Raw genomic sequence first — 16,541 nt, forward strand, 5'->3', positions numbered from 1 at the left:
GGGATTGGTTGAATCGAGGCGGTTGGTTACCAGCCGCCATGGTAAGTTAAATCCCCAAGTCGTCCATCAGGGTGTCCGCTTCTGTTGCTTTTTGGAGCTTGCTTTTTCTGCCATCTTTGGGCTCTTCCAGGTTTTTGGCTACTGCGGCTTCCAGAATGTCATCAGGGTTTAGGTCATCGCCTTCTTCGAATTCTTCCAGTTGGATAAATTCAGTCCGCTCCATGGAAAGTTCAAGGTAGAAGATATGGTTGTCTTCGGTACTGAAGCTGACACGCCGCGCCTGTGGGCGTTCGATGTTGCTGTCTACAGTGACGTTGATGTTCTTATTGATAGCCATCATTTTGGGTTGGTTCTGAGTGATATTGGTTTGTAACGAACGCTTCACTTTACCGGTGAAATCTCCGACGATTTGGTTCATCAATTCACCCAATACATCTGACACTTCATCGGATGTGTGCAAGGTTGCCAGCTCTTCCTTGGGGATCCCCATATGCGACATGTACTTTTGGTAGACTTCCATTGCTGCTTTCGCTTCAAAGTTAATGACGACAAGGCCAGAGAAACCACCATCAAATAATACGAAACACCCAATATCTGGCTTCAGGCTGGTTTTCGAGATCTTTTGCACCATTGCTGAGTGGTGGACCTGCGAATCCGTCGCTTTGGTAAGAACGGCAGTAACTGACTGGCATAGTTTCAAAAGAATATCTTCAGAAGTGACGATTTTTGTTTTTCTCATGATGGGTACACTCGTGCTGATGTTGAATTAATCTTTACAAGTGTGGCACTAAAAACCGCACTCTGCTGAATTCTCGTTATGGTTTACTCGTCAATGGTACCCGTGCCAAGTGATTGTAATAAATCAGTATGCTTACGATGCACGGCGGCAAGTGTTGCCTGAAGTAAAGGGCCTAACTCATCGATAAGAGCCAGAGTGTTTTCATTCTTGTTGGCGGCACATTGTTCTATCTGCATGCAAAGATCGGAGAGTTCACGTGCGCCTATGCTCCGTGAGGAGGTCTTAAGTTTATGGGATAGCGTTTTAACGTCGTTGAATTCAAAAGGGGCTTTGATGGCGGCCAGACTTTTCAATTCGGGTTCACAATGTTTGATAAACTCGCCCAGTATTTCAGCATAGGTTTCTGTGTCATCCCAAAACAGCTTCTTCAACACATCAGGGTCCAGTTCAACAGACGGGAGGAGGTTTTGTTCTGTATTCAGAATTGCCTTATTGTCTCTGGGAGAGGGTTCTTGGGAGGGTGGGTTTTGCTCAAATCTGGGTTCGCAATAAGGCTTGCTTTGCGAGCACCATTTGGACAGCATTTTCTGGATAACATCAATCTCAACGGGTTTGGCGATAAAGTCGTTCATGCCGATCTCTATACACCGCTCCGCCTCGCCAACAAGGGCATTGGCAGTTAATGCCACAATTGGCACGAACTCAGAGCGCTCCTTTTGCACTTCCCGTATTGCCCGGGTCAGTTCATAGCCATCCATATTGGGCATGTGGCAGTCAGTAATTACCAGAGTGAAAGGTTGTTTGCGATACGCTCTGAGAGCATCTAACCCGTCGGCGGTCATGACGACGTTGTAGCCAAGATAGGTGAGCTGCTTTTCAATTACCGCTTGATTGGTGATATTGTCTTCTGCCACCAGAATGACCCCTTGGTTTTCATCAACACGCTCGATGAATGCGTCTTTCGCGCGGGTATCCAGCGCTGGATAGTCGGGGCTTTCAAGTCCTACACATATCCTGAGGCCGCTTAACAGGCTTGATAGCTTGAGTGGCGAAGAGAAAACCGCGAAAACATCAATGCCGCCGTAACGGCGTACAGGCAAGCTCATGTCTAATTCAAGGAAGCGGATATCTGCGGAGCGGGGGAGAACGGCGGGCATCAGCTGCTTGGCTTGGTGGTAGCTACGGCAAAGGATCACATATTTGATATCGTCCCGTTCAAATGCAAATCGATGGAGCGTATCAATCGCAACGCTTTCTGAGGCGATATTCATCGCTTGCAGATAGTTGTTGATACTGACTTTTAATGCTCCATTTTCCAGGGTATTCAAACAAATGATGTGGCTCAAGGTGTTGGCAGATTGGCGTAGTAGATCGATATTACATGCGTCCGGGGCACTATTTTCTTCAGGCACCCGTAAGTGAAGATTGACCGTAAAGGTTGAACCTATACCTTCTTCACTGTTTGCTGTAATGGTTCCACCCATCAGTGACGCAATATTACGACTGATGGCAAGGCCGAGACCGGAGCCTCCATAACGTCGGGTCGTTGAGTATTCAGCTTGCATAAATGGTCTGAAAATTGATTCCAGTTTGTCTTGGCTAATGCCAATACCATTATCCCGGATCTCGATCGAAATTTTCGCGTTACCGTCTTTTGTGATGTCGGCAGTGATCCATACTTGCACCTCACCGCGATGCGACTGGCCGCCTGAAAACTTAATGCCGTTACCGATAATATTGAAGAGGATTTGTTTAATTCGTGTTGGATCACCGCAAAGTGAGCTGGGGACATCAGGTGACACAAACAGTGTCAACGAGACATTTTTCTCCACCGCTTCCGTTGCCAGGTTATCCATCACTTGCTCTGCAATCTGTCGAAGAGAGTGTGTGACGTTATCGATGCGCATTTTACCAGCCTCAATACGGGAAAAATCGAGTATGTCATTAATAATAGACAGTAAAGACAACGCAGATTCTCTAACCGTGTTGGCGATGCTCATTTGAGACATATCGAGTTTGGAGCGCAAAAGAATATCAATCATGCCGATCACACCGTTCATTGGCGTGCGGATTTCATGGCTCATCGCTGCCAGAAACTGGGCCTTGGCTTTCGATGCTGACTCGGCCAGTTCTTTTTGGTAAAGCAATTGCTCTCTCGCTTGGTTACGGGAAATGATATGGTCTCGAAATGAGCTCAGCGCATGAGAAATTTGGCCGACTTCATCAGTACGATCTTTATACAAAATAGGGATTTCTGGGTTGCCGTCTGCAAGATTTCTCATGGCGTCTGCAAGACGGGCAATAGGCTGGGTAACTCTTTTTTTGATATAAACGGTAACGATAACACTGACCAAGGCCATCATCGCAAACAAAGAAAAGAACGAAATTTGGTTGTTTTTCAGAACGTGGCGTAGATTTGTCATGGAATTCGCCGCGCTAAAGCTGGTCTCACGGGAAAATTCAGTCAACGCGGTATCAAGGGCTTTATATTCATTAATGTTTATCGATTTAAGCGATGTAATGGCATCCAGCTTTCTTCGTGGGTCATATTGGTTAAACACCTGTTTGATGCGTTCAAACATGACAGTGCCAAGGTGTTCAATTGTATCGAGTTGGCGAATGAGGGTTGGATTATCAGTATTTTTACGCAAGTAGTCGATGTGTTGCCTAAAAAACGTTTTGTTGGCCTCGAAACGCTTACGCTGCATCAATTCGCCGCTAAGGTAAAAAAACAATGCAGACGTGATGTCATCAACTTCATCCTTTATCAGCCAGACGTAATGCTGGAAGTCTTGTGATGATAGCCTTCCTGATTCATTGTCGCTGGCGTCGAGCCAAGCGATGGCAGCATATAGTTCGCCCAACATAGAGGATGAAATAATGCGTTTCTCATTTAATGCCCACTCTTCGCTACCAGGGTCATATCTGCTAATCACATTGCTTTCTATTTTGCCTGAAAAGTCCTGATAGATGCCTGTGATGTTTTTGAGATGAAGGGCGTTTTCCCCATGAATCTTTTTAAGTTCGTTCAAGGAGATTTCAAACTGTTTTTTGTTTCTGTAATAGCTTTCCAGCGATGTGCTTTCTCCCAGCGCATAGCTAAGCATACTGCGGTTCATTTCCCCGGCATAACGGAGCATTGAAACAGAAAGTAGGGCGCTGGGAATTTCAAGGCGACTGGTATTTTGGGTATCTGTGTTAGCGGTATCGTGCATCACGTAAGTGGATACTGCCAGGATCATGGCGCACAGTGTCATCATTGCCATGATCAACCCAACGTTACCCACGATACTTTTAGAAAACGGGAACTGGTGAGTGCTTTGGTTCCGTTCGTCTGACATCAATCTTCCTTTATATAAATCATGTGCACATGATAAGCCCTGGTTGTGCACGACCGCTTCACGCTTCTTCTGGAAGCGCTGCAAATCTTTTTGAAACAGATGGTTAAAAATCAACGGGCAACAATGAAAATAAACAGGTAAGCCTCGAATTGGGCTACCATAAACAAGAGAAATTATACTGTAGCCTTTCATGTCTCAATTAAGAGACGCAATGATCAAATAAGTGACATTATTCGTCATTATTCGCAATAATTGAGATTTTATCGCAATAATATTGCAATTGTGGGGTAAAGCACTGGAGGTGCAAATGGTCGTTGACTCAGATGGATATGCGGCGTTGATTGAGTACTTTATTGATAATCTTGAGCAGTTTTCAGAGCCTGGGGAAAAAGTGGGATCCGAAACCATTGATGATCTGGTACATGAATTGGTTTCCAGTGAGATAATGGCAATTTGTGATCAAAATAAACAAATGCCACAGACTCTGCGTTTTGAGGTCATGCGTGAAGCGGACAAAATTGTCGCGGATCTTGGAGAGATCCTGAGCTCCGTTTGGCGCCAAAAGCCAACATATGCGCAAATTGGTATTCTGGAAGAGTTTATTGGACTGGTTAAAAACCTGTTTGATGCCGTGATGTCTGAAGATACCTAGGTTGCCTGATACCCCAACAAACAGTTGCGCCAGGTAACCCCAAGATTACAATGCGCTTGATCGTTTTCAGTTCACATTAAGGCGCATTGCATGAAGTCTCATTCTGTTCACCATCTCTATGATGAACGCTTAGCACGTTCTACACGTCCGTTTCTGGCCCGTGGGGCGAAAGTTGATCGTTGTGCGCGTTGTATGGTTGTCAAACGTCTTTGTATTTGTAATGAAAAGAAGACATTGTCTACAAATGCAGCTTTCCTATTAGTGATGTATGACGATGAAGTATTAAAACCCAGCAATACAGGACGTTTGATTGCCGATTGCGTTGAAGATACCTACGCATATATCTGGTCCCGGACAGAGCCCAATAAAGAAATGCTGGCGTTAGTGAATAACCCTCAATGGCAACCTTTTATTGTTTTTCCAGAACAGTATGCGATACCTGAAAGGGTCAGGTTTTTCCCAGAAGTGACAGAAGGGAAAAGGCCGTTGTTTATTTTGATAGACGGTACCTGGCAAGAGGCAAAGAAAATTTTCCGTAAAAGCCCTTGGATGGATTCAATCCCCGTACTTAGCATAAAAACCAATGAACGTTCACGTTATCACGTCCGGGAAGCAGCAGGAGAAAGTCAGCTTGCAACGGCGGAAGTTGCGGCGAAAGTATTGGCCCTGAATGGTGAGCAATTTGCCAGCAAATGTCTGGATGCATGGTTTGATGTTTTCCGTGAGCACTACCTTACCGGAAAAAAACAGCGTCAATTACCTGTGCCTGGTGCCCTTGAGCATTATAGAACTTTAATGAATGCATCGAAGTTGTGATAAGCATTGCAGAAATGGTTGGGAGCAGTAAGGCGTGGAAAAGTTATTTGGGTACTAATCACATCCGAAATTTGCTGAAACAGGGATAATGTCATCTATTTAGCGAATTAAAGACAGGTTATGGAGTAAAGAATGTATTACGGCTTCGATGTAGGTGGTACAAAAATTGAGTTTGGTGCTTTTGATAACAAGCTGACACGCATAGCAACTGAACGTGTGCCTACACCAGGTGACGATTATGAACAGTTGATTGATACCCTCGCTGCGCTAGTGATGAAGTATGACCAACAGTTTGGTTGTGAAGGTACGGTCGGCATCGGTATTCCAGGTATCGAAAAAGCTGAAGATGGAACGGTATTAACGGTGAATGTACCAGCTGCGAAAGGCCGTAAATTACGAGAGGATTTGCAGGCAAAGATTGGCCGAACTGTTGCGCTGAATAATGATGCGAACTGCTTTGCGCTCTCCGAGGCATGGGACGAAGAATTGCAAGGTGAGAAAGTGGTGCTTGGCCTTATTCTGGGGACGGGGTTTGGTGGCGGTCTGATTGTTGATGGCAAAGTGTTGTCAGGAAAAAACAACGTAGCCGGTGAATTGGGCCATATGCGTATGCCAATCGATGCATGGCTATACCTGGGAGAGAATGCGCCGATTTTTGATTGTGGCTGTGATAAGAAAGGGTGCATTGATAATTATCTCTCTGGCCGTGGTTTTGAGATGCTTTACACTCACTTCTATGGTGAAGAGAAAAAAGCCATCGACATTATCCATGCCTTTAGTGCGGGTGAGTCCAAGGCGTCCGAGTTCGTCGATAAATACATAGAAATGCTGGCTATGGTTTTTGCTGGCTTGTTCACCGGTATTGATCCGGATGTTGTTGTTTTAGGCGGCGGGCTATCTAACTTTGACTATATTTACGATGAAATGCCAAAACGTGTGCCGAAATATCTACTGTCAGTAGCGAACGTGCCTAAAATTATTAAAGCTAAACACGGTGATTCAGGTGGTGTCCGTGGTGCGGCATTCCTGAACATTCATCGATAGGTTCATTGAAATGATGCAAAAAAGAAGCAGCGGATTGGCTGCTTCTTTCGTCTGGGGCATGGATTATCTCTCTGCGTGGGATTGACAAAGCGCGATAGCATCTTCCAATAAACCAAGGGCATGGGTTTTCGGTTCAGGGAGGGAAGCATCAGAGGTACTGATTGGCGTTACCCGTTTTCCCCAGCGCAACAGACCCGCTCCCCAGGTTAAACCAGCGCCGAAAGCGGCCATTAACAATGTGCTGTTTGGTGCAACCCTGCCTTCCTCCACGGCTTCACAAAGTGCTATTGGGATTGTTGCTGCCGAGGTGTTGCCGTATTTATGAATATTGATAAATGCTTTATCCAGCGGAATTTTGGCATGCTCACACAGTGCTTCAATAATACGTTTGTTCGCTTGATGGGGAATCACGAGGTTGATGTCTTCTGCCGTCATCTCGGCACGTGAAAGTACGGTGCCTGCTGCAGATCCCATGCCTTTTACTGCGCGTTTAAAGATTTCGCGGCCAACAAAGTTAAAGTCAAAGTAACCATTGTCCTGCTCAAATCGTGACATCGCTGTACCAAACGCCGGAATGGCGAGCACATCACGTCCCTCAGCATCACAGCCCAGTTGCGCGTCCAGTAAGCCGACTTCTTGTTCGGTTCTGCTGAGGATAACCGCGCCGGCACCGTCTCCAAACAGCACCGCCGTATCACGTTTACTCCAGTCGAGATACCAGGTCAAACGCTCAGCGCCAATCACCAGAGCATGCAGGTAATTGCCTGCCTGAATCATGCGGGTTGCGGTTTCCAACGCGTAAAGAAAGCCGGTACAGGCAGCATTAAGGTCGAATGCCGCTGCTTTCTTGGCACCGAGGTCTAACTGAACCTTAGAGGCGATGTTTGGGATAAGGGTATCTGGTGAACAGGTCGCAACAATAATCAAATCAAGATCGTTGCCTTCAATGCCCGCTGCGGCTAATGCGTGTTTCCCTGCTACGGTTGCCATGTCTGATGTATTGACATGACTAATACGGCGACTGCGAATTCCCGTACGGGTTGAAATCCACTCGTCAGAGGTGTCGATGAAAGTGGTGAGGTCATTGTTGGTCAATTCGGCCTGAGGTAAACATTTTCCCCAGCCGGTAATTTCTGCAAATGGCATGATTTTCTCTTTTATTTTTAATCGTCACAGCAGTTTACCCCTGTATAGGTATTCAAACAAACCGTGCAGGTTGGGGAGTGACATACAACAAAAAAGTGGCCCGCAGGCCACTTTATCATCGATCGGAGAGGCTGATGTGTTGGCTTTGTTACCAGAATAACCAGGCAAAAATCGACAGGACGATAACCGAAATCACGTTCAGGTAGCTACCTGCCCGCATCATTTCAGATTGTTTGATATGACCTGAGCCGAAAACGATAGCGTTAGGCGGTGTTGCGACAGGCAACATAAAGGCACAGGATGCAGCAACAGCAATCAGTGCAGACAGAACTACCGGTGAAATGCCTAATGCTTCAGCAACAGTTGCAAATACGGGTACCAGTAGCGCAGCACTTGCAGTGTTACTTGCAAATTCGGTCAGGAAGACAACGAATGTGACAATGGCGATTAGGGTAAAGAAAGCGCCAGCACTGGATAAAAAGCCGCTCAATGATTCTGCCAGAAAAACACTGGTGCCGGTTGCTTTCAGTACATTGCTGAGTGTCAAACCACCACCAAACAACAGCAATACACCCCAGTCAGTGGTTTTTTCAATATCTTTCCACTTCACAACACGGGTGATGCCAAGTAATACGATCGCCGTCAGGGCGACCAGAGAATCAAATTTACTTAATCCCCCCAGCATTTGGTTGATGGGTTTACTGAAGATCCAGCATGTGGCTGTGAACAGGAAAATCGCCAGAGTCAGACGACGGCCGTGGGTCCACTCGATAGGTTGATGGTTAAGCTCAAACGTATGGTTCAGGTTAGGTTTGGTCAGTAGGTAAAGCAGGCCGATAGTGATTGGCAACAGGGTCAGGGTAATTGGCAGGCCAAGCTTCATCCATTCAACGAAGTTCAGATTAACTTCTGCGGCTGCGATGGCGTTTGGTGGGCTACCAACAATTGTGGCGATACCACCGATGCTTGCGCAATAAGCGATACCCAATAGAACGAACACAAACGTACCGTGCTCAGATTTGGCATTTACTTTACTTAATACACCTAAAACCAATGGCAACATCATTGCGGTGGTTGCTGTGTTTGAAATCCACATTGAAAGCGCGGCGGTCACACCGAACAACATGAGCACGGCGACGCTCATGCGTCCCTTCGCCAATACCAGCACTTTATCTGCAATGGCTTGGTCCAGTTTTTGGACATGTAATGCAGCAGCGAGTGCAAAGCCTCCCAAAAACAGGAAAATGATGGGGTTGGCGAAGTTGGCCATCGCTTCAGGGGTTTTGAATACACCTAAACCCACTGCCATCAAAGGTACCATAATGGCTGTGACGCTAACGTGCAATGCTTCGGTCAGCCACAGCACAGCGATAAACACCAGCATACTGAGGCCAATAACCACGTTTTCGTCAAACGGTAAGACATTCATCAGAATGAAAAAGAGAGCAACGTCTGCCAGGAGAATAATGCTGTTTCTATTTAACAGCCAATCTTTGAAAGCAAGGGTTAATGCCGTCATTTAAGCTTCCTTCTTTATTATTTTATAGGGCAATTTTTATTTCCAGGTTGGAACGATTTTGTCTCGTTCTCGTTATTGAGCGAACTTCGCTCTGTGTTGCGCATTATCGCCGAAAGGAAAAGTGTGAAGGAGAGGCCAATGCCACATGTTTTACAAGATGTTGTACGGATGTTTAAAACTGAGAGGCAATGTTTTGGGAATGGGTAGGATTCCACCCATCCATTCACCTGTCACAGGAAAAGTGAGTGGGGCAGTCTATTGGCCTGAGAGTGTTTCTGTGGGAATGCTCTCTTTGGGGCCGAGGAACTTGGGTTGTTCTTTAAGCACATAAATGTCTAACACGGCTTTGACACGGGCGAGTGCCTCCCGGGCACGGATCTTGACACCGGCCATTCCTCCGGGGCTGGGAACGGCAAGACATATCGCATCAATGTCGTAAAAATCTGCAATGAACAGTGCGCGTTCGCAATGGAAAGCCTGGGTGACCAGAGTAAACTCATCCGCATCAAACACCTTTTTGGCGCGGATGATGGAATCTAGGGTTCTGAACCCTGCATAATCAAGAAAAATCCTTTCATCAGGAATACCAGCTTTAAGCATGTCACGCTTCATTGTCCATGGCTCGTTGTAGGAGCGGTGGGCATTATCCCCACTTAATAGCAGCACATCGACTTTCTTGTTTAGATAAAGATCCTGGGCAGCATCAATTCTGTGGGTGTAGTAGGGATTGAGCGTTTTACCAATATATTTGCTGGTGCCAAGAACCAGGCCAATATGCCGGGCGGGCGTGTCATCGACACGGGTGAAAATGCGGTCTTTGGCTTGGAAACTGACCCAGACATCCATGGCTGCAACCACAATGAAGGAAGCAACAACAAAAGCCATGATAACAAAAAATGCTTTACGCAATGACATCACTATAGGTGGAAACTAATACCAAGGGGAGAAACAGCAGGCTAAACCATAACAGGGGAAATAACAAAAACAACCTCCGCAATATACAATACACCCAAACGGCCTGTATTTTCAGGCTGTTTGGGTGTGACAAAGGGTGTTTCAGGGAATCAAATTAGAAGGATGTACGCTTGTATTGGCGATACTTCGGTTGCCAGAATGTCGCATCAATACGTTCTTGCAGGGCATCTTCTGCCAGTTCAAGAGCAACACCTTGTTCAATCGCTTTCTTGGCAACAGCCAGTGCAATGTGACGCGATACATTGTGAATCTCTTCAAGCGCTGGCAGCAGTGGGCCGCGACCATATTTCGCCAGTGGTGAACACTCTGCCAGTGCACGGCTGGATTCCATCAGCATTTCATCGGTCACGCGCTTGGCTTCTACTGCAAGTACACCCAAGCCAATACCCGGGAAGATATAGCTGTTGTTACACTGGGCGATAGGGAAGGTTCGGCCTTCATCCAGTACAACCGGATCAAATGGACTACCGGTTGCGACCAGCGCTTCACCGTTTGTCCAACGCAGGATATCTGATGGCGTCGCTTCTACACGGCTGGTTGGGTTTGACAGCGGGAAGACGATTGGACGCTTGCAGTTTGCATGCATTGCTTTAATCACTTCTTCGCTGAACAGGCCCGGTGCACCGGAAACACCGATCAATACGGTTGGTTTCGCATTTTTCACGACGTCCAACAAGGAGACGTTATGGTCTTGAAGTTCCCATTTCTTGATGGCAGATGACTTCTGGACCAGTTTTTGTTGGAAATCCAGTAGGTTTGGCATGGAATCAAGCAGCAAGCCCCAGCGGTCAACCATGAAGACACGCTCACGTGCCTGTTTATCAGAAATGCCTTCAGACACCATCTGCGCAATAATCGCTTCTGCGATACCGCAACCGGCTGAACCTGCACCCAGGAAGGTAATACGCTGTTCAGAAAGTTTAGTACCTGCTGCTTTACATGCAGCAATCAGAGAACCAACGGTTACCGCTGCGGTGCCCTGGATGTCATCATTGAAGCAGCATACGCGGTTTTTGTAGCGCTCCAGAATTGGCATCGCGTTTTTCTGTGCAAAGTCCTCAAACTGGATCAGTGCATCTGGCCAGCGGCGCTGTACGGCCTGAATGAACTCTTCGATAAAGTCATCATATTCCTGCCCTGTAATACGGGTATGGCGCCAGCCCATGTACATTGGGTCTGACAGGCGTTGTGGGTTATTGGTACCTACATCCAGCACGATTGGCAGGGTATAGGCCGGGCTGATACCACCACACGCGGTGTACAGAGCCAGTTTACCAATAGGAATACCCATGCCGCCGATACCTTGGTCACCAAGACCCAGAATGCGTTCGCCATCGGTAACCACGATCACTTTGACATTGTGACGGGATGCGTTATTCAGCATATCGTCGATACGGTAGCGGTTTGGATAGGAAATGAACAAACCTCGGCCACGACGGTAAATTTCAGAGAAGTTTTCACATGCTGCACCCACAGTAGGGGTATAGATGATAGGCATCATCTCTGTGATGTGGTTAGTCACAAGGCGGTAGAAGAGAGTCTCGTTAGTATCCTGAATGTTGCGCAGGTAGATATGCTTGTCCATATCATTTTCAAAGCGCTGATACTGTTTATAGGCACGCTCCGCCTGTTCTTCAATGGATTCGATGGCTTCAGGAAGCAGACCCTCAAGGTTAAAGAACATACGTTCTTCAACAGAAAATGCGCTGCCTTTGTTAAGGAGAGGCGTTTCAAGCAATGCAGGGCCAGCGTAAGGGATATAGAGAGGACGTTTTTGATTATTCATGGAGAGATAACTCTGTTCTTTCAGAATATAAATAGTACTAAAGTAGTAGGTGATGAAGTGTAGTGTCCTTATCCCGCGGTTTTCAAGTGGATTTTCTTATAAACGAGTCGCCAAGCATGAAACGGTGAACTACCGCAAATCCCAAGGGTATAAATCGCCACATTCGCCCCACTCATGCATGAAATAGGGTAGAATCTTCCAATTTGGCAAAAATAAAAGAATTCCATTGAACACATGGCCAATCCACTGACGCTTTCCCTTCCTATTGACACCCTCCAGCACGATGTTGAGCGTATTCTGGGCTATTCCAACCTGATTGTTCAGTCTGATACCGGTACCGGTAAGTCGACCCGTTTGCCCGTATGGGCGGCAACATATGGGCGAGTATTGGTGGTTGAACCCCGCCGTGTGGCGTGTACATCACTCGCGGGGTTTGTTGCAGAGACACTGGACACGGACGTGGGTGGCAAGGTGGGGTACGCGATTAAGTTTGATTACCGGTTCTCTGAAGACTCCCGCATTGTTTTTGCCACGCCGGGCGTAGTGCTTCGCTGGTTTAGCGAGGACAAACTGGCCCAGTTTGATGTGGTGATGATAGATGAGTTCCACGAGCGTCGCGCAGAAACCGATCTGCTAGCTGCACTGCTTTTAAAGCATAATGCGCACCGCTTAATCATCACCTCGGCGACGTTGGATAGCCAAGTGCTTGCGGATTACTTCATGGCTGAAATCCTGTCTGCTGACGTTATAAGTTACGGTGTCACTGTGAGTCATCATGCGCTTGATAGCCAGCACATGCCTTCTGGTAAGGGGTTGGAATCCCGTATCAAACCCTTGGTGGAGAAGGCGCTTGAACGTGGTGGGGATGTATTGGTGTTTCTGCCGGGCAAAAAAGAAATCAGCCAGTGCCAATCGGTGTTGAAAAGTTTGAATGCAGACGTGATCCCGCTTCATGCCTCTGTATCGGACACGGATCGCCACCGTGCATTGCACCCATCTGACAACCAGCGCATTGTTCTTGCTACCAACGTGGCGGAAACATCGTTGACCATTCCCGGTATTGTGACTGTGATTGACAGTGGCATGGAACGTCGAACCCACCAGCGCAATGGCCGTACAGCACTGGCTTTGCATGCCATTTCCAAAGCCAGCGCTAAACAACGCGCAGGCCGGGCAGGCCGTATCGCTGCCGGTTTCTGTGAAAGGTTGTATGGGGAACATGCGCCGCTGGAAACCTTTACCCCGCCAGAATTAGAGCGGGAAGATTTGACCGAGACTATGTTGGCGGCGGCTTGCTGTGGTTTCAGGCTTGACACGCTGAGTTTCTTGTCTGCATTACCAGAAAAGTCATTGCAGGCGGCGACAACACGTTTGGTGGCGATGGGCGCGATAGATAGTGATGGCCAGGTCACCGACCACGGAAAGCGCCTTTATCCGCTACCGATAGACAGTCTGTTTGCCCACCTGATATCAGGCATGGAAAAGAAAGCTGACAAAGAAGCGATGGTGGATCTGGCCGCAGTGCTTCAAACCCCGATGACGGTATGGAGACGCAGAAGCGGCGAGCTAACTCTTGATGATTATAAAGTCTGGAATCCAGCTTTGTGTGACGTTGTCACCGCCATTGCAGTGCTTCGTGGTGAGCAACCAGCAGATATTATTGATGTTGATCCCATTGCACTGGAAGAGGCGCGGCGTTTGTCTGCATCCATCAGGGAAGCGCTGGTATTACCCCAGTGGGACGCAGCAAGCCGTTTTAGCCGTGAGAGTCTATTGAAAAATGTGTTGGCTATTGCTCCGGAGTTAGCGTATGTCAGGCGGGAAAAGCGCCAGCAAGCCTTTGGGAATGGCGTCAGTGAAGTGATGCTCAGCCGCGACAGTGATTTTCCCGCAGAGCCACAGGCTGCCATTGTGTTTGACCAATTCCATTTAGCAGGGCGTGGCGTAAAACAAACAACCTCTTATGCGACCTGTATGGCGCCTGTGCCTTTCGATTGGCTGACAGAGGCCGGACTCGGTGAAGACATTGTGGCTGAGTCTGTCGATATCGATGGGCAGGTTTTTGATTGTGTGCAGCGTATCTATGCCGGCAGGGTTATCAATGAAATGCGCAAGGCATCACAAGGCGAAAGCCTGATACGGGCGCTGGCCAGCCAGATACTGGATGGCATTTGGTTGGAAGGGTGCGGTGAGCACCTGAAACGAGACATCGCGTTCTGGAACCTTTATCAGTACCTTGAAGCAGTAGAACCTGAACCGTCTGTTGAGCCCCAGCTATGGGTTGAACAGAGGTTGTTAGCGCTCGGTGTGGAGTCAGCGGACGATCTTGCATTGATTGACAGTGATGATCTGAACTTTGAAGGCATTCCGTGCTGGGAATTTGATGATTTTGCCAGTAAATATCCATTAGAACTCCAACTGCCTGAATTACAACTTTCTGTTGAGTACCAGAAGGGGAAGCGTACTGTGGTCGTACATTACTTAGAAGGAAAGCGAAAAGAGGGGCCAAAGCGATGGGAACTGCCAAGCTGGCGTGGTTGGAAAATTCAATACAAAAAAGCGAGCAAAGTTATCGACGTTCGTTAACAAAAAGCCAGTGAGTCAATCACTGGCTTTTTCCGTCATAGTGCCTGAAGGCGGGGGGTTAATCACGGAAATTGTCGAACTGGAAAGGTTGCCCCAGATCTGCTTCACGCACCAGTTGCATGGTTGCCTGTAAATCATCGCGCTTTTTGCCAGTAACACGCAGTTTGTCACCCTGAATTTGCGCCTGAACCTTGATCTTGGCTTCTTTTATTATTTTCACCAGTTTCTTGGCAACGTCGGCTTCAATGCCGTTTTTGAAGTGGACATCGCTGAAAAAGGTTTTCCCCGAGTGAACAATATCTTTGGGTTCCATAGCGCGGGCGTCTACGCCGCGTTTTGCCAGATTACCACGAAGGATGTCCATCATCTGGTTAACCTGAAAATCTGACTCAGCAGACACCTTAACCACTTCTTTGTTGAGTTCGAAGCTTGCTTCGACGTTTCGGAAGTCAAAACGGGTGGAAAGCTCGCGCTTGGCGTTATCCACGGCGTTTTTTAGCTCAACAGTATCAATCTCCGAGACGATATCAAAAGAAGGCATAAGTCATTTCCTGATATTTAACTGATAAATAGCCCGGGCAAACGATTCTCTGCCGCCTGGGCGAAATCATATCACAGCTTGTTAAGCGAAGGTGCGATTACGTTTTGCTACTGCGTCAGACAGCATTTGCAGCATGACTGCAGTGTCATCCCAACCAAGGCAAGGGTCCGTGATTGACTTGCCGTAAGCCAGGGCGTGAATGTTTTCTTTGTCGACCGGTTGATTGCCTTCCTCAATGAAGCTTTCCGCCATGATACCGGCAATAAATACATCACCTTCAACAAGCTGGTTACAGACGTCAGCAGCGACATCCAACTGGCGCTTGTGTTGTTTTTGACAGTTTGCGTGGCTGAAATCAACCAGTAATCGTGGTGTCAGATTGAACGCTGACAGGTTTGCCGCAGCAGCGGCTACATCTGCTTTTGAGTAGTTTGGCTGGTGGCCACCACGTAAAATAACGTGTCCGTAAGGGTTTCCGCTGGTGCGGTAAATTGTCATCACGCCATGTTTGTCTGGACTGCAGAACAAATGCGAGGTCTGGCTGGAGCGAATCGCATCAATGGCGATTTTGATGTTGCCATCAGTGCCGTTTTTGAAACCAACCGGGCAGGAGAGGGCTGACGCCATTTCGCGGTGAATCTGTGATTCGGTTGTGCGGGCGCCAATCGCCCCCCAGGTGACCAGATCGGCAATGTACTGACCGGTAACCATATCGAGAAACTCTGTCGCTGTTGGCAAGCCGAGTGTGTTGACATCAACCAGGAATTTGCGTGCTTTGAACAGGCCCTCACGGAGGTTGCAACTGCCGTCGAGATCAGGATCGTTAATCATGCCTTTCCAGCCAACAACCGTACGTGGCTTTTCAAAGTAAGTACGCATAACAATCAAGAGATTGTCTTTGTGTTTGTCAGCCAGTGCTTTAAGGCGGGTAGCATAATCAAGACCTGCTACAGGATCATGAATGGAGCAAGGACCAACAACAACAAGAAGCCGGTTGTCCCGTCCGGTAAGGATGTCTTCGACGCATTTACGGGCTTCGGCAATATGTTGTGCAACACTGTCTGTAAGTGGGGAATCAGCTTCTACTTCCGCCGGTGTCGGCAAAGTGTCAATCGGTTGTGTTCTAAGTTCGTCAGTTTTAATCGGCATGGTGCTGCCTTCCTTACGTCAGTGCTGTTGCGAAGGCAGTAAGATAGCAAAATTTCAGTGACAGAAAAGCAGGGATCTGTCCTTTCAGTCATTTATTCTATTTATTGCCGTTGTTTTAACCGGAAAGATCCACAAACACCGGGCAGATTTCAGGTTTGCCGGGATAAAACACGAGGATGAATTTCGCTTGTATCCGTGATGCTCACTGGGTATGTTTCCCGTCGGATGGAAGGAAATCAATTGGTTG

General features: G+C 47.5%; 12 protein-coding genes. 4 read left to right on the forward strand and 8 right to left on the reverse strand.

What is annotated here, in order from left to right:
• Positions 1-46: 46 nt before the first annotated feature.
• Both AC6IB1_RS09260 and AC6IB1_RS09265 read right to left on the reverse strand, forming a co-directional pair.
• Positions 47-739: a DUF3334 family protein gene (locus AC6IB1_RS09260; RefSeq protein ID WP_497568777.1), complete on the reverse strand. Its 693-nt coding sequence runs from the start codon at positions 737-739 to the stop codon at positions 47-49.
• A gap of 83 nt (positions 740-822) precedes the next feature.
• Positions 823-4,080 (reverse strand): hybrid sensor histidine kinase/response regulator, encoded by a 3,258-nt coding sequence (locus AC6IB1_RS09265; protein ID WP_497568778.1) that lies wholly within the window; start codon positions 4,078-4,080, stop codon positions 823-825.
• A gap of 307 nt (positions 4,081-4,387) precedes the next feature.
• Between AC6IB1_RS09265 and AC6IB1_RS09270 the strand changes: the two genes are divergently transcribed.
• From AC6IB1_RS09270 to nagK, 3 genes are all read left to right on the forward strand, one after another.
• Entirely contained in the window at positions 4,388-4,732 is a 345-nt protein-coding gene (locus AC6IB1_RS09270) for a DUF3802 family protein (protein WP_497568779.1), read from the forward strand.
• A gap of 90 nt (positions 4,733-4,822) precedes the next feature.
• The gene (locus AC6IB1_RS09275; protein ID WP_497568780.1) at positions 4,823-5,548 is read left to right on the forward strand and encodes a tRNA-uridine aminocarboxypropyltransferase; all 726 of its coding nucleotides are present in this window, start codon (positions 4,823-4,825) and stop codon (positions 5,546-5,548) included.
• A gap of 132 nt (positions 5,549-5,680) precedes the next feature.
• The gene (nagK, locus tag AC6IB1_RS09280; protein ID WP_497568781.1) at positions 5,681-6,592 is read left to right on the forward strand and encodes an N-acetylglucosamine kinase; all 912 of its coding nucleotides are present in this window, start codon (positions 5,681-5,683) and stop codon (positions 6,590-6,592) included.
• Positions 6,593-6,655: 63 nt separating this feature from the next.
• On the opposite strand, the gene AC6IB1_RS09285 is transcribed toward nagK, so the two are convergent.
• From AC6IB1_RS09285 to AC6IB1_RS09300, 4 genes are all read right to left on the reverse strand, one after another.
• Positions 6,656-7,738, reverse strand: coding sequence for a ketoacyl-ACP synthase III (locus AC6IB1_RS09285; RefSeq protein WP_497568782.1), 1,083 nt, complete (start codon positions 7,736-7,738; stop codon positions 6,656-6,658).
• Between the two features lie 148 nt (positions 7,739-7,886).
• Positions 7,887-9,257, reverse strand: coding sequence for an SLC13 family permease (locus AC6IB1_RS09290; protein WP_497568783.1), 1,371 nt, complete (start codon positions 9,255-9,257; stop codon positions 7,887-7,889).
• A gap of 255 nt (positions 9,258-9,512) precedes the next feature.
• On the reverse strand, positions 9,513-10,172 hold the full coding sequence (locus tag AC6IB1_RS09295; protein ID WP_497568784.1) for a SanA/YdcF family protein: 660 nt from the start codon (positions 10,170-10,172) through the stop codon (positions 9,513-9,515).
• Positions 10,173-10,326: 154 nt separating this feature from the next.
• A complete protein-coding gene (locus AC6IB1_RS09300) occupies positions 10,327-12,018 on the reverse strand; it encodes an NAD-dependent malic enzyme (protein WP_497568785.1) in 1,692 nt (563 codons plus the stop codon).
• 234 nt (positions 12,019-12,252) lie between these two features.
• Here AC6IB1_RS09300 and AC6IB1_RS09305 point away from each other — a divergent pair, with 234 nt between their 5' ends.
• Positions 12,253-14,604: a helicase-related protein gene (locus tag AC6IB1_RS09305; RefSeq protein ID WP_497568786.1), complete on the forward strand. Its 2,352-nt coding sequence runs from the start codon at positions 12,253-12,255 to the stop codon at positions 14,602-14,604.
• A 58-nt stretch (positions 14,605-14,662) separates the two neighbouring features.
• Here AC6IB1_RS09305 and AC6IB1_RS09310 read toward each other — a convergent pair whose 3' ends face one another.
• Entirely contained in the window at positions 14,663-15,145 is a 483-nt protein-coding gene (locus AC6IB1_RS09310; protein WP_497568787.1) for a YajQ family cyclic di-GMP-binding protein, read from the reverse strand.
• An 81-nt stretch (positions 15,146-15,226) separates the two neighbouring features.
• Positions 15,227-16,294, reverse strand: a complete 1,068-nt coding sequence (locus AC6IB1_RS09315) for a 3-deoxy-7-phosphoheptulonate synthase (protein ID WP_497568788.1) — start codon at positions 16,292-16,294, stop codon at positions 15,227-15,229.
• Between the last annotated feature and the right edge of the window lie 247 nt (positions 16,295-16,541).

The sequence above is a fragment of the Grimontia sp. THUN1695 genome (assembly GCF_059704325.2).